The sequence below is a fragment of the Veillonella sp. HPA0037 genome, assembly GCF_000411535.1.
Classification (GTDB): Bacteria; Bacillota; Negativicutes; order Veillonellales; family Veillonellaceae; genus Veillonella; species Veillonella atypica.
The window spans coordinates 1-19,432 of the sequence record NZ_KE150483.1 but is presented as its reverse complement, the minus strand read 5'-3'; the positions used below and the strand labels follow the sequence as shown (position 1 = coordinate 19,432).

At 38.3% G+C, this 19,432-nt stretch carries 18 protein-coding genes and 1 tRNA gene; 2 read left to right on the top strand and 17 right to left on the bottom strand.

The genetic code is table 11. The features are described from left to right. Positions 1–7: 7 nt before the first annotated feature. The 17 genes from HMPREF1477_RS00095 to HMPREF1477_RS00015 all read right to left on the bottom strand — a co-directional run bounded on the left by HMPREF1477_RS00095 (position 8) and on the right by HMPREF1477_RS00015 (position 18,699). Positions 8–1,543 (bottom strand): Ppx/GppA phosphatase family protein, encoded by a 1,536-nt coding sequence (locus tag HMPREF1477_RS00095; protein ID WP_016475399.1) that lies wholly within the window; start codon positions 1,541–1,543, stop codon positions 8–10. Between the two features lie 151 nt (positions 1,544–1,694). Further along, a complete protein-coding gene (locus HMPREF1477_RS00090) occupies positions 1,695–2,465 on the bottom strand; it encodes a TatD family hydrolase (protein ID WP_005380831.1) in 771 nt (256 codons plus the stop codon). Then, positions 2,465–4,414 (bottom strand): methionine--tRNA ligase, encoded by a 1,950-nt coding sequence (gene metG, locus HMPREF1477_RS00085; RefSeq protein ID WP_005380905.1) that lies wholly within the window; start codon positions 4,412–4,414, stop codon positions 2,465–2,467. Before metG ends, HMPREF1477_RS00090 begins: the two co-directional genes overlap by 1 nt. 34 nt (positions 4,415–4,448) lie before the next feature. Next, on the bottom strand, positions 4,449–5,294 hold the full coding sequence (gene rsmI / locus HMPREF1477_RS00080; protein ID WP_005380853.1) for a 16S rRNA (cytidine(1402)-2'-O)-methyltransferase: 846 nt from the start codon (positions 5,292–5,294) through the stop codon (positions 4,449–4,451). Beyond that, a complete protein-coding gene (locus HMPREF1477_RS00075; RefSeq protein ID WP_005382479.1) occupies positions 5,281–6,009 on the bottom strand; it encodes a tRNA1(Val) (adenine(37)-N6)-methyltransferase in 729 nt (242 codons plus the stop codon). The genes rsmI and HMPREF1477_RS00075 overlap by 14 nt, the downstream gene beginning before the upstream one ends. Next, positions 6,002–6,847, bottom strand: coding sequence for a stage 0 sporulation family protein (locus HMPREF1477_RS00070; protein WP_005378472.1), 846 nt, complete (start codon positions 6,845–6,847; stop codon positions 6,002–6,004). Before HMPREF1477_RS00070 ends, HMPREF1477_RS00075 begins: the two co-directional genes overlap by 8 nt. Beyond that, a complete protein-coding gene (locus HMPREF1477_RS00065) occupies positions 6,848–7,888 on the bottom strand; it encodes a hypothetical protein (RefSeq protein WP_005382481.1) in 1,041 nt (346 codons plus the stop codon). A gap of 89 nt (positions 7,889–7,977) precedes the next feature. Beyond that, entirely contained in the window at positions 7,978–8,664 is a 687-nt protein-coding gene (locus tag HMPREF1477_RS00060; RefSeq protein WP_005380943.1) for a thymidylate kinase, read from the bottom strand. 2 nt (positions 8,665–8,666) lie between these two features. Next, positions 8,667–10,148 carry an aminotransferase class I/II-fold pyridoxal phosphate-dependent enzyme gene (locus tag HMPREF1477_RS00055; protein WP_005380983.1) on the bottom strand — a complete coding sequence of 494 codons (1,482 nt, stop codon included), beginning with the start codon at positions 10,146–10,148 and terminating at the stop codon, positions 8,667–8,669. A gap of 58 nt (positions 10,149–10,206) precedes the next feature. After that, complete coding sequence (gene pth, locus HMPREF1477_RS00050) at positions 10,207–10,785, bottom strand: aminoacyl-tRNA hydrolase (RefSeq protein WP_005378490.1); 579 nt, start codon at positions 10,783–10,785, stop codon at positions 10,207–10,209. 10 nt (positions 10,786–10,795) lie between these two features. Further along, complete coding sequence (locus HMPREF1477_RS00045) at positions 10,796–11,749, bottom strand: ribose-phosphate pyrophosphokinase (RefSeq protein WP_005378517.1); 954 nt, start codon at positions 11,747–11,749, stop codon at positions 10,796–10,798. A 139-nt stretch (positions 11,750–11,888) separates the two neighbouring features. Continuing rightward, positions 11,889–13,262, bottom strand: a complete 1,374-nt coding sequence (gene glmU / locus HMPREF1477_RS00040; RefSeq protein WP_005380926.1) for a bifunctional UDP-N-acetylglucosamine diphosphorylase/glucosamine-1-phosphate N-acetyltransferase GlmU — start codon at positions 13,260–13,262, stop codon at positions 11,889–11,891. A 9-nt stretch (positions 13,263–13,271) separates the two neighbouring features. Then, positions 13,272–14,096, bottom strand: coding sequence for a pur operon repressor (gene purR / locus HMPREF1477_RS00035; protein ID WP_005378496.1), 825 nt, complete (start codon positions 14,094–14,096; stop codon positions 13,272–13,274). A gap of 140 nt (positions 14,097–14,236) precedes the next feature. Further along, on the bottom strand, positions 14,237–14,842 hold the full coding sequence (locus HMPREF1477_RS00030; protein ID WP_005378466.1) for a 3D domain-containing protein: 606 nt from the start codon (positions 14,840–14,842) through the stop codon (positions 14,237–14,239). A gap of 24 nt (positions 14,843–14,866) precedes the next feature. After that, the gene (gene nhaA / locus HMPREF1477_RS00025) at positions 14,867–16,039 is read right to left on the bottom strand and encodes a Na+/H+ antiporter NhaA (protein WP_016475398.1); all 1,173 of its coding nucleotides are present in this window, start codon (positions 16,037–16,039) and stop codon (positions 14,867–14,869) included. Positions 16,040–16,067: 28 nt separating this feature from the next. Continuing rightward, on the bottom strand, positions 16,068–17,222 hold the full coding sequence (nhaA, locus tag HMPREF1477_RS00020; RefSeq protein WP_005378504.1) for a Na+/H+ antiporter NhaA: 1,155 nt from the start codon (positions 17,220–17,222) through the stop codon (positions 16,068–16,070). Positions 17,223–17,373: 151 nt separating this feature from the next. Next, entirely contained in the window at positions 17,374–18,699 is a 1,326-nt protein-coding gene (locus HMPREF1477_RS00015; protein ID WP_016475397.1) for a PepSY domain-containing protein, read from the bottom strand. A gap of 136 nt (positions 18,700–18,835) precedes the next feature. On the opposite strand from HMPREF1477_RS00015, the gene HMPREF1477_RS00010 reads away from it, so the two are divergent. Together HMPREF1477_RS00010 and HMPREF1477_RS00005 are read left to right on the top strand one after the other, a co-directional pair. Continuing rightward, positions 18,836–18,909: transfer RNA gene (locus HMPREF1477_RS00010), tRNA-Gly, on the top strand. Between the two features lie 100 nt (positions 18,910–19,009). After that, positions 19,010–19,219: a molybdopterin-binding protein gene (locus HMPREF1477_RS00005; protein WP_005378494.1), complete on the top strand. Its 210-nt coding sequence runs from the start codon at positions 19,010–19,012 to the stop codon at positions 19,217–19,219. Positions 19,220–19,432 lie beyond the last annotated feature (213 nt).

Genomic DNA, 19,432 nt, shown 5'->3' with positions numbered 1-19,432 from the left:
CTACCTCCTACTGAGGGGACCACTCAATTTCTAACTGACGTTTAAATTCCTTTTTAAAAGGCTTCACTAATTTTTCAACAGCCCCTTTTGTTATATCAATATCTAGATGCTTTGGATACTGTATAATCAAACGCACCTCATCTGGACTAATTCGACTATCTAAATTCATAACCAGCTGTTCATGACTTTCATCAAGAGCCTCAGCAATAGCTAGAATAATTGACAACTTTTGCCCTATCGAACGCTGCTCATCATCCAGTAGTTTACCGTACAAGAAGTTTTTATATTCCTTAGGTGTTAAACCATGCGAATTCATAACGAGAAACGCACTAAAAGCCTGTTCAATATGTGTCATTCCGTATAGATTACTGTTAACCAGCATATAGCAACCATGTCGAGCATGACTATAATAATTCACACGTTTGCCAATATCATGCAATAATGATGCTACTTGCAAACAACGGCGCAGCGCATTATCGCCCTTATGCAAGGACCACCATTGTTCAAATAATGTATCAGCTAATCTGCAAATATATTTAGCATGAACGAGCTCATGACGTGTCATCTCCAATAAAACATTTTCTGCAGAGTGAATCAATATATCTGGAATAATAGGATTACCACCTAAATAGTTATGCCCATAATAATCATAAAATAAACCTTCTCGAAGGCCAGAACCACCTACAACTAAGGTTTTACAATTCACATAATTAAATAATTCATAGACGATACTCATTCCCGCAATTATGATATCAGCTCGCTCGGATGAAAGACCATTTATTTTTTTGCGTTGCCCTAACGGTTTAGATCTAACCTCATCCAATAATTCTGTAAAACGATGGTATGGAATCTCATAATTATGTAATTTAGTAATAGGATATGATAATTTACGTTGATCCATTTTGGCTATATTTCGTGCAGTACCACCAATACCTAACAGAGGCATTTTAGTGTTCTTAAGCCAAGGCTGTTCCTCTATGACCTTTCTAATGGCCTTAATCATTTTATTGTATTCTTTGTCTGTAAACTCATCGCCCTTCTGATAGGTTCCGGTTAATGTTAAAGCACCAATAGGTAAGCTAACAGACTGTTCAATTTGACGATTTCTTACTAATGTAATTTCAGTACTGGCTCCGCCTAAGTCAAAAATAACAAAATCCTTGAGACCAATCGTATTAATAACACCCAAAAAGCCTAAACGAGCCTCTTCTTCTCCTGAAATACATTCTAAATCAAGCCCGGTCTCACGTTTCACGGTTTCAATAAATTCATCACCATTTTTAGCTAATCGAACAGCTGCTGTAGCAACAGCTTTAATAGAATTTACTTCAAGCGCTTTTGCCATATGTACATAAGACTGTAGCGATACTAAGGCACGATTCATAGCAGGTTCTGTCAGTTTATGATTGCCCCACATATTTTCGCTTAAGCGAATGGAATTTTTTTCCTGATAAATTAAGCGATAACTACCTGTATCTGATATTTCATAAATAACGAATCGAACGGAATTCGATCCTAAGTCAATAAATGCAATGCGTTCCATCTTATCATCCTTTATAAGCCCAAATCGATATAGACTATATATGTTAGTATACCATAGAAAAACGCGATCCTTTCTACGAAAGAATCGCGTCCTACCAAGGATATATGTATAAACCATAATTAGTCCACATATATCCTATAACTAGCAGTATTTATTTTATTCCAAATACACGTTTGCCATTTTCATAAGCAATCGAAGCAAACTCATCTACATCCATACCGCGTAAGGATGCAATTTCCTGAGCCACAAATTGTGTTTTACTCGGATCATTACGACGGCCTCTAAATGGAGGTGGTGTTAAATACGGAGAATCCGTTTCAATAAGAATACGGTCAAGTGGCACTTGTTTAGCAACCTCTTTTAACTTCGTAGACTTTGGAAATACAACAGGTCCAGCAAAGGATATATAGAATCCCAATTTAATAGCCTCTTTAGCCATCTCCCAACTACCGGAATAACAATGGAAAATCCCCCAATTGTCCTTGCCTTCGTTGCTCAATATATCCATGATATCACCATGGGCATCACGGTCATGGATGATAATAGGCAAATCTACCTCTCGAGCCAACTCGAGTTGACGTATAAACACCTTCTTTTGCGTTGGTCTATCAGAAAAATCATAATAATAATCTAGGCCGATTTCACCGATAGCACGCACTTTATCATTGCGTAATGCTAACTCTTTAAAGTATTCATAATCATCATCGGTAAAATCTTTCGCTTCGTGAGGGTGTGTGCCTACAGCCGCATATAAACGGTCATCTGTTTCAGCCAATGCAACACCAGATTCAACAGTTTGTCTATCAACACCAGGAATCATAATGTATTCAACGCCTGCATCGAAACAAGATTGTAACATATCAGCTCTATCGTTATCAAAACGATTATCGTTAATATGTGCATGTGTATCAAAGAGTTTCATTATTTTACAATGCTCCCTGCTGGTAATGATTCAATATTGGTAACTTCTAAATGTTCTTCCCAATCAGAAGCGGATAAAATCATACCATAAGATTCTATGCCCATCATCTTTTTAGGGCTCAAGTTTGCTAAGTAAATTACCTTTTTACCAACCATAGATTCTGGCTCGTAATATTGAGATATACCACTTAATACGGTGCGTTCTTCAAGGCCAATATCCAATACAAATTTCAATAATTTTTTAGACTTAGGTACCTTTTCACAACTTACAACCTTAGCTACACGAAGATCCAATTTTTCAAAATCATCATAGCTAATGTTTTCTTTTAAAGGTGGAATATTCGATGTATCAACAGATTCTGTAGTTTTTTCTTCTACAGCAGTGATGTCTACCATTTCTGGAACTTCAAAACGTGGATAAATCGGTTCACCTTTTACGACCTTCGTACCAGTTTGGATGCCGCCCCATGTGCGCACATCATCTAATTGGACATGCTCAAAACCACCTAGTCCCAATTGGTCCCAAATTTTTGGAGCCCCTACTGGAATAACAGGACTTACGAGAACAGCGATGATACGTAAACTTTCAGCAAGATGATACATAACGGATTGCAAACGACGTACATCTGTCTCATCAGAGCTTTTAGCCAAGACCCAAGGCATAGTTTCATCGATGTATTTATTCATGCGGCTGATGAAAGCCCATACTGTTTTAAGGGCCTTATTTAATTCCATAGCTTCCATTTGGGCTTCAAAATCTGCAACCGTTTGTTCTGCCAAGGAAGAAATTTCTTTATCTAAATCATCTACATCATTAGTTTTTGTGATGATGCCACCATGATATTTTTCAATCATCGCAATAGTACGATTTAAAAGATTACCTAAATCATTAGATAAATCCGCATTAATTTTGGTTACAAAGTTAGGCAATGTGAAGTTTCCATCATGGCCTAATGTAATTTCACTTAACAAATAATATCGCAAAGAATCCGCACCATATGTATCAATCAATGGATTTGGATCAATAACATTACCTAGAGATTTACTCATCTTGGTACCATCTACAATCATCCATCCGTGGCCAAATACCTTTTTAGGCAATGGCAACTCAAGGCTCATGAGCATCATAGGCCAAATAATAGTGTGGAAACGAACAATTTCCTTACCCACCAAATGAAGATCTGCTGGCCAGAATTTCTTATATAGTTCACCATCCCCATCGAAAGGAGATAATGCGCTAATATAGTTTACTAATGCATCGAACCAAACATACACAACGTGTTTAGGGTCGAAAGGAACCTTAATCCCCCAGTCAAAAGAGGTACGAGATACAGCCAAATCCTCAAGCCCTTGTTTTACGAATTGAATCATTTCATTGCGACGAGATTCAGGTTGAATAAAATCAGGATTTTCTTCGATAAATTTCAACCATTGGTCTGTATATTTACCAAGTTTAAAGAAATAGCTTTCCTCTTTAACGCGCTCTACAGGACGTCCACAATCTGGACAGGTATGATTTTCACCAAGTTTTTGTTCAGTCCAGAAGGATTCGCAAGGTGTACAATACCAACCTTCGTATTCTGCTTTGTAAATATCGCCTTTTTCGTAAGCTTTCGTAAATAATTCTTGAACTACCTTTTCATGACGTGCATCGGTAGTGCGAATAAAGTCATCATTGGAAATATGCATTTTTTCCCATAATGCTTTAAATCCATTAACAATATTAGTCGTATATTCTAATGGTGTAATACCTTGTGCCTCAGCAGCACGTTGAATTTTTTGACCATGTTCATCAGAGCCAGTTAAAAATCGTACATCATAACCAGCTAAACGTTTAAAACGAGCAATTGTATCAGCTACAGATGTACAATATGTATGACCTATGTGCAATTTAGCACTAGGATAATAAATTGGAGTTGTAATATAAAATGTCTTCTTTGTATCGCCCATCATAATCTCCTTCTATTCATCACTTGTGAAAGTGTTATCGCTCTACAATATTATAAACCTCACGGCGAGAAACGCCAAAGCGTTTTGCTACTTCGCGAATAGCTTCCTTCTTTGGTACTCCTGTTTCTACTAATTCGGCTACGGCTGCTTCATAGGATATAGGTTGTTCTTCCATATCATCAGTCGGTTCACCCGTCTCACAACCACCTATCACTAAGACAAATTCGCCCTTATAGATAATTTGATTTAGGTTCTCACAAATAGAAGCTAAATCACTGCGTAAAAAGGTTTCAAACTTTTTAGTTACCTCGCGAGCAATCGTAATCGGTCGATTGCCAAAGGCCTCATACATATCACAGAGAACCTCTTGTAAACGATGAGGTGCCTCATAAAATATTAGCGTTCCTCGTTGTTTCGCCATAAGCTGAAGAGCATCATTGCGATGTTTCCCACGCTTTGGTAAAAAACCGAAGAATGTAAATTGTTTAGTATCTAAATCAGATGCAATAAGCGCCGTTAATGCTGCATTAGCCCCCGGTAAGGGTACAACGGATATAGCTTGTGCAATGGCCTTCGATGCAAGATCTGCACCAGGGTCAGATATAGCAGGCATGCCCGCATCACTAACACAAGCAATATTCTTACCCTCTAATAACATCTCTATAATAACAGTTCCTTTTTCTTCCTTATTATGTTCATGATAAGAAATCAAAGGCTTACTAATTTCAAAATGCTTTAACAATATACCGGTGTGCCGTGTATCTTCGGCTGCAATAGCATCAACCTCTCCCAGTATCCGTACAGCACGATACGTCATATCCTCTAGATTGCCAATGGGCGTAGGCACTAAATACAAGGTGCCCTTGTTATTTTCGTTCATACCAACGAGACACCTCCTCCGTGTACACATTAGGTTGGCTATATACGATTAATGGCGGCTCAACGATTAACCCTTGTTCACCGCCCTTTATAGCCTCAATCAAAACGATTTTAGCCGGTTTATGAATCATACCATGAACCATGCGTATTCGTTTAACAGTAAATCCAACCGCTGTTAATGCATGTATGAGCTCTGATAAACGAGGTGCACTATATACCATCCATAAACGCCCCTTATTTTTGATTAATCGAGAAGCCGCTGTACATACATCATCAATAGAAGTACAACCATCATGTAATGCCAAGCTAAGATGATGATTATTAGGCACTTCACCTCGTCGATGGTCAAAATAAGGAGGATTCACTAGAACACCATCAAAAGGTTTGGAACCAAATTGCTGATAATTCATAGTGCGATAATCACCTTGAACTATGGATACAACATTGGATTTATGATTATATAGAACACTGCGTTCAGCCATGTTAGCCATTACATCATTAATCTCAACACCTGTAATATGACCAGCACCTAGAGATGTACCTATTAACGGTAATACCCCTGTACCTGTGCCTAAGTCTATATATCGATGACGCTGATTAAATCGGCAAAAATGAACCAATGCAATAGCATCAAAGGAAAAGCGAAATTGATCTTGCCGCTGATATATCTTTAAATCATCGATAATCAAATCATCGAGTTGCTCTTGATTATTCATCTGGCAATGCCACATCAGACCATTTTAAATCGATGGTTCGACCTGCCTCCAACTGAACCTTAACGGTATGTTTATGATGATTTACCTTAAGAACCTTGCCGATACCTTCATCAGTTACGACCTCTTTACCGATACCTGGTGGCTCTACGTCGCGAGGCGAAGGAGTTCTATCCTTCTTCACATAAAGGTCTCCACCCTTTTTATATAAATCGTCTTCATAGTTTAAACAGCACATAAGTCGACCACATACACCAGAAATCTTGGTCGGATTCAAGCTTAAATTTTGATCCTTAGCCATGCGAATCGATACCGGTGAGAAATCACCTAAAAAGTTAGAACAACATAAAGGTCTGCCACAGGCACCTATGCCATTTAACACTTTAGCTTCATCACGGACACCTACTTGACGTAACTCAATACGCGTTCTAAAAACAGTGGCTAAATCTTTTACAAGTTCACGGAAATCTATGCGCCCATCGGCAGTAAAGAAGAATACAATTTTATTCATATCAAATGTGTATTCTACATTAATTAGCTTCATCGGCAATTTGCGCTTCGCAATCTTTTCTAAGCATATCGCAAAGGCTTTTTCTTCTCGTTCCTCATTTTTTTCTAATTGTTGTAAATCCTTAGGTGTAGCCTTTCTCATTACTTCTTTAACAGGCATCACCAAAGAATCCTTTGCCACCTCTTTTGGTCCAATTACAACCGTACCATATTCAACGCCACGCGCTGTCTCTACAATGACGCCATCATCGATTGTTAGAGTTTCTTCGCCAGGTAAGAAATAGTAAATCTTACCAGCCTTTTTAAATCGTACGCCAACGATGGTTACCATCTAAACCTCCTCACGAGCATCGTGAAGGGCGATACTAAGACCGTCCATCACGAGAGCGATTTTTATGTGTAACCGCAGTGCCTGTTCCGCGCGCAATGTTTCATGAGCTACAGTTGCTAAAGCGGCCATTGGCCAATGCGGTAATAATTCTAATAATACTGTTCTATGCATGGGTACTTGTAGTTGCTCTATGGTTGCACCACATTTAAGGGCCATCATATCGCGACTTAACAATCGTAACCAATGCATTAAATCCAATGCATCATCACGGGTCAATGACTCACACCATATGGCAATCTTTGAAAACCATCGGGAATCAGAGCCTAATGTTCGCATCCATTGTATGGCTAATTCCAACATGGCTATCGTTCCCTGTTGTACTAATGCTTCCACAACAGCAGGGTTACCATGGCCCATCGAAATAGCTTCATCTATGTTTCCTGTAATACCACGTTGCTGCAATGCGTAGCGAATACTTTCATCCGAAACGGATTGAAAGCCCACACCCATACACCGTGAAATAATTGTTGGCAACACAAGATTAATCTTGTTCGTAATAATAATGAAGTACACCTGTGCCGGTGGTTCTTCAATCGTTTTTAACATGGCATTCGCCATAATAGCATTGGCCATGTGAAAGTCTTCAATGATAACGACGCGGTTTCCAAGACCAGCAACAGATAGATGATCTTGCAATAGGGAATACCATTGTTCTACTTTTAAGGTTGATTTCATAGGACGAATCCAAAATGCATCTCCCTTATCCATATAAATAGGTAAACCTTCCGCTTCTATTTTCTTTTCACTTTCACCATTGGCAAGGCGTGCATTTTTTACCTCGTCTAGATATTCAGCCCCATTATGGCCTGGAAATACCTGCCGTCCTAAAATCAACGATGCTAACCCTATAGCCATATCAAGTTTACCAAGTCCAGCCTCTCCATAGAACAACAAGCTATGTGGTAATGTTTGCCGTTTTACCAATTCAGTTAGGTGGTTTTTAATCGTATCTTGACCGATTACATTATCAAAATATGTCATAATCCCTCCTATCCTGTCCAATATTACTATTATATAGGAAAATGGCGACTTTTTAAAGAGTCGCCATGTCCTAAGATATGTGATTTTATCTATCTCAATATCCTTTTTACCACATCGTATATGTCATTATGTATAGATTCTATACTGCGCATTGTAAAAGTTCCAGATTTATCTTGTTGGGCACAGGAAATACGATGCCATTGATAACGTTCAACTAATTCATCATAGGCATTGTGAACAGCTTGCAAATACACTCTATTTCCTTCGTGTATATCCCCTGTCTCTCCCCCTGTTTTACCAGTTCGCTCAGACATCAAAGATTCCGTCACGACTAATGGAACATCAAGCAAACATACCGCATCAGGACGAGGTAAACCAAACTTAACAAATTCAAAGTCTTCCAACCATTCTAAAAATTGAACACGTTTATCCGCATCCGTATATTTCACCATTTGATGAACCATATTTGACGTCGTATACCGGTCAGCAATAATGATGCCACCATCATTATAAAATGACTGCCAATCCATTCTAAAGGATGCAAAACGATCGATAGCATACATAGAACTTGCTACATAGGGATTAACCGAGTCTACATCTGTGCCAAATTGGCCCGATAAATACATCTTAATCGGCATCGATGCATCACTATCATAATTTGGAAAGCTAACACTGCGCACACGATGACCTTCTGCTTGTAATCGTTCTACCAAGCACTTTGTTTGTGTAGCTTTGCCACTGCCATCGCCACCTTCTAGTATGATTAAAGTCCCCATCTCTACTCCTCTACAACTTGTATCGTTTCTAAATTCATATCGGCTGCACCATTTGGCATATACCCCAATACACGCCGTTGTTGTATATATTGTAACACAGATTCTGTAATCTCTTCACCTACGGCTATACAAGGAATTCCCGGTGGATAATAAGCAATGGTTTCACCGCAAATATGATGTAACGCCGCCTCAAACATACAGGATTTACGATCCTTATAAAGGGCTTCCCTCGGTGTCATACGTACAACAGGAGTAGGCAGAATGGTAGCTGACTGAATAGTCTCAGTACGTTCCTCTATTTGTTCACCAGCACGATTTGTTAAGGATGACTTACTACAAATCTCATCGCTTATAGCCTGTACAGCCTTTACAAGAGTCATGATAGATTCTTCTGTATCACCTATCGTGATGAGTACTAACACATGATGCGCCTGCACAAGTTCAACTTCGATATGGTGAGCACGTAATCGTTTTTCGAAATCCACACCGGTAAGCCCCAATTCCTTGGCATCAATCAACACCTTTGTTACATCATAGTTAGGTCTATCTACATCCTTGCTTGACATGATAGAAATGCCCTTTATGGCTTCCAATGCACGTCGTAGTTGTAAACTTAATGACACAGCATGATTTACCAAATTTCTACCTTCCGTAGCCAACTGATGGCGCGCCATATCAAGGGAAGCTAAAAATATATAATTAGGACTCGTACTTTGTAACATCTGATGCATTTGTGTAATGCGGCGTTTATTAATTAAATCGCCTTGCCCTAATAGCCAAGAGGTTTGCGTCAAAGAACCTACCGATTTATGCGTGCTTTGTGCCACTAAGTCTGCACCTGACGCAATGGCTTCAACAGGTAAATTTTCTGAAAATGGTAAATGAGGTCCGTGCGCTTCATCAACAAGAACAATCATCCCTCGTTTGTGTGCTTCTTGTACGATGTTTACAATATCTACACCTACACCATAATAGTTTGGATACACTAAGAGAATCGCCTTAGCCTCTGGATGAGCATCCATGGTTTTAATAGCATCCTCCACTGATACACCTAGAGGGATACCCCACCGATCATCAAATTGGCAATCCATATAAACAGGCTTTGCACCAGATAACACTAATCCACTAATAACGGAACGATGTGCTTCTCGAGGAATGATAATCGTTTCATCAGGACCTACTGTCCCCATAATCATCGCTTCAATTAAAGCGGTTGTGCCATTAATAGAGAACCAGCAATCATCAGCTCCATATAATTCAGCAGTTAAGTCTTGCGCCTCTTTTAACTCTCCTTCAGGTTCATGTAGATCATCTAGAGCATACATAACCCCTAAATCATATGGCAGTGCTGCTCCCATCCATTCCTTTAGTAACTGAGGCGCTTCAACACCAATCTTATGACCAGGTGTATGAAAAGGCACAAAATGTTGTTCCTTATATGATTCTAAAGCCTCTACAAAAGGCATTTTTTCTTGATTGCTCATATATACCTCGTAAAAAGGGCATGAATCTCAATGAGACTCATGCCCTTATGCATGTTATTTATCGCTGTGGACGACGCTTAGGATTAAACTGATTCATCCCTTTGTCTATGCCCACCTCTAAGGTGCCTAATACAGCTTTTACTGTGTCTTTGATACCTTTTTGTACTTTCTCTTGATTTTCTTCACTAAATGGTGCTAACACGTGATCAATGACGGTCCATTGTGGTAATGGACGACCAATACCTACGCGAAAACGCGGAAAATTTTCTGTTCCTATATGGGAGATTAAAGATTTAATCCCATTATGCCCACCAGAACTACCATTTGGTCGAATACGTAATTTGCCTACCGGTAAATCCATATCATCATAAATGCAATACACATCAGATGGATCAATCTTATAGTACCGCATCAATGGACCTACAGACTCACCACTTGCATTCATAAATGTTTGAGGCTTTACAAGCAATACCTTCTCACCAGCTACATTAATACTGCACACCTCTGCCTTTTGTTCTTCCCTCCAAGGAGTGTGAGAAACGCTATCTGCAATGGCATCGATGACCATAAATCCAATATTATGTTTTGTCGCTTCATATTGCTTGCCTGGATTACCAAGGCCTACTACTAACTTCAAGAATCACCTATTATTTATCAAATAAATTACTTACTGAAACTTCATGAAAGATACGCATAATTGCTTCGCCCAATAATGGCGCTACAGATAGTTGCGTTACATTGTCTAATTTGCAATTTTCTGGTAATGGCATTGTGTTTGTTACGATAAGCTCTTTAATGTTGGAGTTTGCAATGCGTTCACTTGCTGGATCTGTTAATACAGCATGGGTAACAGCAGCCATAACAGATTTAGCACCAAATTCTTTTAATGCTTTAGCACCTTCTACAAGAGAACCTGCTGTATCTACAATATCATCAACGATGATACAGTTTTTGCCTTTTACATCACCAATGAGGTTCATAACTTTAGCTACGCCTGGTTCAGGACGTTTTTTCTCGATGATTGCAATTGGTGCACCAATGCGGTCAGCCAAATCACGAGCTCTTGTAACACCGCCAAGATCTGGTGATACTACAATAACATCTTCAAGATTTTTTTCATTAATGTATTTAGCTAAAATAGATGCACCATATAAATGATCTACTGGCACATCAAAGAAGCCTTGAATTTGACCTGCATGCAAGTCAATTGTTACAAGACGTGTAATACCAGAAGTTTGCATCAAGTTTGCTACTAATTTTGCAGTAATTGGTTCACGACCACGAGTTTTGCGGTCTTGGCGAGCATAACCGTAGTAAGGAACTACAGCTGTAATATGACGAGCAGAAGCACGTTTTAACGCATCAGCCATAACCATTAATTCCATTAAATTATCGTTTACAGGATAGCTAGTTGGTTGAATGATAAATACATCTTTGCCACGTACGCTTTCATCAATCATAATTTGTACTTCGCCATTATTAAAGCGACCTACAAACGCTTCACCTAAAGGCAAACCTAAATAATCACAAATTTCCTTTGCCAACTCTGGATTTGCGTTACCTGTGAAAATCTTAAGTTTTTTGCCGTCTTCAAATGCCATTTTGATACCCTTTCATTTCTCCGTAATCTTAGTTAGTTACTCAATGTATATGTAACGAAATATTACAGATATACAACCTTATTGCCTTATTATTGTATACTATTTTTCCTATCTTGTGTGAAAAATTTTTGATAAATTCCTATTTCTTTTTGAAAGTATCGTCTGTAACCCAATTTTCTTTCACAATTTGCTTGCTACGACCTACTGCTAATGCCTTATCTGGAACATTTTTAGTAATCGTAGAACCTGCTCCTACATAGCTATAATTACCAATTGTAACAGGTGCTACCAAATTGCTGTTACAGCCTACAAATGCACCGTTGCCGATAGTTGTACGATGCTTGATTTTTCCGTCATAATTTACCGTAATCGTACCGCAACCAATATTGACACCAGAACCTACATCGCTATCGCCAATATAGGATAGATGAGGGAATTTGGTGCCTTCCCCAACATTGGAATTTTTAACCTCAACGAAATTACCAATATGAACCTTGTTGCCAATAACCGTATTAGGACGCAAATGAACATATGGACCAATATCTACGCCATCTTTTACTTCGCAGTCATGACCATAGGTAAAATGAATTACTGTATTATTGCCAACAGTTACATTCGTCAAGCGTGTATGAGGTCCAATTTCACAATTTTCACCAATCACCGTATTGCCTTCTAAAACGGTACCAGGATGTAGAATTGTATCAGCCCCCACAGTAACCTCTGGTGCTACATAGGTATTGTCAGGATCAATAATCGTTACACCAGCGGTCATTAATTCTACATTTTTACGATGTTTTAAAATAGATTCTGCTTCAGCCAATTGCAAGCGAGAGTTTACCCCTAACGATTCTTCAAAATTTTCAGTCATATAAGCGCTTACTTTATCGCCGCCATTTACGAGAATACCAACCACATCTGTAATATACAGTTCACCTTGTGCATTATCGTCGGATAATAGGCCGAGACAAGGCCATAGTTTTTTACTATCAAAAGCATACATACCAGTATTAACTTCTTGTACAGCTAACTCTTCTGGTTTGCCATCCTTTTGTTCTACAATGCGTACCACATGACCGTCTTCGTTACGAATGATACGACCATAACCTGTTGGATCTGGCATATGGGCCGTTAAAATTGTAGCCGCTGCTCCAGATGCAGTATGTTCTTTTAAAAGAGCTTCTAAACTTTCCTTAGTTACGAGTGGCGTATCCCCACACAACAATAAAATAGTGCCATCAAAAGATCCTAATACAGGTTCTGCCATTTTTACTGCATGACCTGTACCATTTTGCTCTTCTTGACGTACAAATTCAGCACGACCTTCTAGATAGTCTTGTACTGCATTACCACCAAAGCCAACGATAACAACATCCTTATCGGTTCCAAGAGATTGAACAGTTTCTAGAACGCGTTCAACCATGGCTTTACCGCCAACTTTATGAAGTACCTTTGGCAATTTGGACTTCATTCGTGTACCCTTACCAGCTGCTAAAATAAGACTTGCAATATTCATAGTAAACTCCTATCTATCAATCGTATCAAATACAGGTTCGATGTGAATTTCATTTGTACTTTCATCAATGCCATGGAACGTAAATAGTGATTCATAATCATTGATTAACTTAGGATTTGGTTCAGCAGTAGCCACTAGAACACCTGTTCCCACCACTTTACCATTCATCTCATGTACAAGCTCGGTCAGGCCTTTAGCCGTACCGCCAGCCTTCATGAAATCATCAATAATTAGCACCTTCGCATTTTGTGGAATAGCGCGTTTAGTTAATGTCATCGTTTGAATTCGACCAGATGAACCCGTTACATAGTTAATACTAATGGCAGATCCTTCTGTAACCTTACTATCACGACGCGCGATGACAAGTGGCTTGTTGAAAGCCCTAGCCACCATAACCGCCAAAGGAATCCCTTTTGTTTCTACCGTCAAAATATAATCTGGATTGCGATCTACAAAGCGAGTCATAATAATTTCGCCTAACCGAGTCATCACATGCCAATCATACAAAATATCCGACATATAAATAAATCCACCGGGAATAATACGATCTGGTTCACGCAAACGTTGCTGCACATCGCGTAGGATTTCATTGGCCTGCTCGCCTTTTCGATGAGGTATGAATCGAACACCGCCAGCTACCCCCGCTACCGTTTCTAGAGTGCCCAACTGAAAATGTTCCATCGATTGACGGACACAGGTTAAATCTTCACTTACTGTAGATTTCGCCATTCCGAAAAAATCACAAAAATAATTAAGAGATATAAGTTTTTGTGGAGAATCGACTAATAATTTAGTCATTGCCACCATTCTTTCAACACGTCGAACTTTATTCATAAGCCTTCCTTTGCTGAATACTCGATTTATATTGATATCTATATTATACCATGAATTTCCGAATATTCGCATTGAGAAAAAATATATAATTCGGAAAAAGCTCTAGTCATAGACTAGAGCTTTCAACAGTTTATATATAGTTATAAAATATATACTTTTACAGTTTGACGACCAAATCGCAAAGCTTCTGCGCGAGAATTAAAGGCTAGGTCAATACGACTACCTTTAATAGCTCCGCCAACATCATCAGCCACGGCATAGCCATAACCTTCAATAAACATCTTTGTACCTAATGGTATAATCCGTGGATCTACCGAAGCAATACCTTTTTTTAAGCGACTGCCAGTTGCCGTATAATTACTATTCCCTGGGTCCTGAGCACTATATGCACTAGCATGCATCGTCATAACGCGTACATACTTATTGGGAACCCCATTATGACTACGCGAGATGGCGGAATCGCCAAAACGAGTTTCTTCCTTTTCTAAAGCACTCATCGTAGCCGCACCTACACGCCCATCTACAGCGAGGCCTTTAGCCTTTTGAAACTTACGTACTGCTAATTCAGTGTTACGCCCAAAAATACCATCTGCTGAATCATTAAGATATCCTTGATGCACTAACATGGTTTGAATTTTCTGTACATGATGACCTCGTTGTCCCTTATCAACTGACGTCGCCTGTGCGAAGGCCATCATATTAGTCATACATAGCACAGTACATAGTATTAAAATTCTCTTAATCACGTACATTCCCCTTTATTGCTTAACTTAGCAATTATGATATACCCCAATATGACATTCTTTTCGTTTAGCCCCTACAATTCGTAAGTAGCCATAACCAATGATAGCAGAAATGATGGAACCAATCAATACGCCACCTTTAGCCATCTCTTGAGCATGACCTGGATCAAAAGCTAGAACGGAAACAAATATACTCATAGTAAAACCAATACCACATACAATGGATGTACCATAAATAAATTTCCAGTTAGCTTCTGCTGGCATAGGTACAATACCTAACTTAATCATGCCAAACATAGCACCAAAGATACCGATTTGTTTCCCTAAAACAAGACCTAGGGCAACGCCTAAAACAACTGGATGTGTTAAATCTGCTACACCAAATCCACCAAGACTTACACCGGCATTAAAGAAAGCAAAAATAGGAACAATAACAAAGCTTACCCAGTTAGATAAATAATGTTCCCAATGTTGCATTGGTCTCACATATTTACGACCAATCTTACCCCGTTCAGGAATTGTCATCGCCAAGATTACGCCTGCCATTGTAGCATGTAAACCAGAACGAAGAATACAGTACCATAAAATGATCCCAAGAATGATATAAGACAAAGATCTAACGTAACCAGACCGATTACAATAAATCAATAACCCCGTTACAACTACAGCAGCAAATAAATAGAAAAGATTAAGATTTGCTGCGTAGAATATAGCAATAACAATGATGGCAATTAAGTCATCAATAACAGCTAAGGCTGTCAAAAATACTTTCATAGAGTTAGGAACTCTTGAGCCTAATGCAGTTATTACACCTATAGCAAAAGCAATATCTGTCGCAGTAGGAATAGCCCATCCATGAACGTAAACTTCACTAAATCCAGCAATAAGATAGTAAATAATAGCAGGTACTAATACACCAAATAATGCAGCAATACCTGGCATGATACGCTTAGCATTCGTATTTAGTTCACCACTTACCAATTCACGTTTTACTTCTAATCCAACAAAGAGGAAAAAAATCGCCATTAATGCATCATTAACCCACTCCATCGTTGTTAATGGACCTAGTTTTAAATTAACCAGAGACATATATTGTGTTGCCAATGGAGAATTCGCTACGATTAAGGCAATAAGTGTAGCTCCTAGTAAAACGGCAGTAGCCGAACCAGGAGAACGTAAAAGTACAAATATCCGTTCCATATGATTCCTTCCTAATATGATAAGTTTATTATTTGTTCTTAATAGATCTTATTTTATAAGCCACAATTAAAACTATAGCACCTAATAAACCAGAAATAATAGAGCCTATAAAGATACCAATTTTAGACATTTCTTGAGTTACACCAGGTGGAAATGCCAATGTAGCCACAAACAAGCTCATAGTAAACCCAATACCACAGACAATGGCTGTACCATAAACCTCGGGCCAGGTTGTATTCGTTGGCATCTTAATTATCTTAGATTGTACTAATACGTAAACAGCGGAGAATATACCAAGCTGTTTTCCCAAGATAAGGCCTAATGAAACACCTAAAACAACAGGGTGGAACAAATGATCTACAGAAACATCTGAGAAGGATACACCAGCATTTAAGAAGCTAAATAGAGGAATAATCAAAAAATTAACCCAATTTTTCAATTTATCCGCCCATGCGTGCATAGGATAAACAGTTTCTCCATCCAACTTACCCATTGCAGGAATAGTCATAGCTAACACAACACCAGCGATAGTAGCATGAACACCAGATTTTAAAACAAAATACCAAAGAACGGCACCGAGTACACCATATAAAACTGGTCTCACATAGCCTTGTTTATTGGTATACCACAACGCTCCCGTCACAATAGCAGCAACGATTAAATGAGGAAAATCTACACCACCACCATAAAATATGGCAATCACTATGATAGCAATTAAATCATCGATAACAGCCAATGCCGACAGGAATGCCTTCATCGCTTGTGATACGCGTTTACCAAGCATCATAATGACACCAATTGCAAAGGCAATATCGGTAGCAGTAGGTATTCCCCAACCATGCGTATATTCTGGTACAGATCCAGCAATTAAGAAGTAAACTAACGCAGGTGTTACCACCCCGGCAAATGCAGCTAAAACTGGTAACAATCTCTTTGAGTTGGTGTTTAGCTCACCGGAAATCATTTCAGTCTTAATTTCAATCCCTACATATAGGAAAAATAAAGCCATAAGACCGTCATTTACCCACTCCAATACATCCATTGGACCTAAATAAATATGCATGAGAGAAAAATACTGTTCAGCTATTGGCGAGTTTGCAGTTATAACACCAAGAATCGCAGCAAGTAATAGCATAATACCGCCAGATGATTCAGACTGAATAAATGCTTTAATATATTTCATAGTAACTTCCACTTTCTCAATCATAATATAAATACAGGTTTTAACACATAAAAAACCTAGTTGATTTATATTATTATATCATTTTAGTTCGAAATCAATCAATAAACTAATGATGAAGCACGCTGATTAGATACAGGAAGAATATAATAACTTAATGATTAAATCCTCTAATTAAAGAAATAAAAAATACAACTAGAGGAATAGTTAAACAAATAGCTGCTATAGTATTTGTAACTGGATTGGACCAAAGTGGCATAATAAATCCTAGTAATACTAAGGTACCACAACAGATTGGTGTACGCCAAACATGTTTTATCTCAGCCGATACTTTAGATTCTGTAGCACTAGCTCTGCCAAATTTCTTTTTAATAGTCAGAATAATACCAGCCACAATGCCTACAATAAGAACAATATCCCAGATGGCCCATAATATTTTAAGAGCCATCGTATCATGATTATGAATATGGAGATTAATCATTGTAGTCATGCCCGTAAAATACCAGGGGATATTTTTTGTAGAATACATATCTTTAGTAGAATCAGTATATAAATTAGCATAGACTGGTTGGCCCAAGAACATAGCTGGATCATCATCATTTTCAGCACCTAAATAAAATGCATAATGATGATTATTAAATTTAGATGGATAATCCATAGATATAAGCTGACGATCAGGATATGCTTTCATAATGCGAGAGATAGCTTCAGATGGTTGTAAAATGTCAGATTGACCACCTGAAAGTTCTTGCTTTGCAGTGTGTAGTACATCTGCATTATAGCTGTCATTAGCAATAAAAAATCCACCTATCCATACACCTGTAATACATAAGATAAATCCCCATACAGTAGCAACCATAGCAAATTCTCGGTGTAATGTACTTAATTTCATATAGTTAGACAATACAGTGGATTTGGCAAAGCTTTTACGAAATGGACCGTATAAAAAAATACCAGAAATAATAGATAACCCACATACTAAAGATAAAATTGTTACAATATAAATTCCTGTTTTACCAAGGTCTAATCGTGTATGTAGTTGATGAAGTGTATGTAATACACTTCGAACCCAAGGATGTGCAGGCGTTTCATGATGCGTAGTAATAAGCCCCTTTGTTTCAGGATTATATAATACATAATCCCCTCCCATCCCCATACGCGCTGGAGGTGCTACAGTTGCGGAAGAATCAATAATGCGATACCGTAAAATATGTGCAGCCCCCATAGCTGGAGAAATATTTAAAATATCCTTAGACGGATATTTTTCTTTCACTAATAGGGCACCTTCATCAGCATAATTAAAAATAGATATTTCTTGTTGGCTCATCGCCATTGATGACGAGGAATGATGTGACCCTCCTTGAGCCCATGCATTTAATTCAGTTCGGAACATAAGGACAAGACCTGTAATACAGAACATTAAGAAAAATAGCACAGAAACTATAGATAACCATTTATGAATTTTATAAATTTTTGACATACATATGCCTCCTTCCTCATTATGTTATACATTAATTATTATATCAATACAATACAGCAACCACTATGGGTATAGAGTATATAAACAAGCTCCACTTGAATGTATATATTATAGTATGATACAATATGTACATCATGCGGGCGTAGTTCATCGGTAGAATGCGAGCTTCCCAAGCTTGAGAGGAGGGTTCGATTCCCTTCGCCCGCTCCATACATAATATTCCGTGATGTGATATGCGTCATGGTTATTTTTTTGTATAAAGATATAATAAAAACAGATTTGTATTGTATATTTTTATAAGGAGTATTCCATGAAATTAAGCGCAAGAAATCAATTAAAAGGTACAATCATTGAAATTCAAGAAGGTGCTGTAAACGCAATTGTAAAAATTAATGTAGGTAACGATAACATTCTTACAGCTGATATTACAATTCAATCCGTTAAAGACTTAGGCTTAGCAGTTGGCAAAGAAGTTGTGGCTGTTATTAAATCCACTAGCGTAATGGTTGGTGTAGAATAATAAGAAAGAGTCGCTTCGGCGGCTCTTTTTTTATTAAAATATTTTTAAGTGCCCTGGTCGGACTCTACATGTAAGTATATATAATAAAAAAGGCTAATCATTTGGTTAGCCTTTTTTAGCTTAATCAGCGACTTCCTATCACTCCTCACTGTGGATTTCTCATCGCTGCTTTGCAGCTGGAGAAATCTTACGTTCGGATGAAGGTGATGTGTG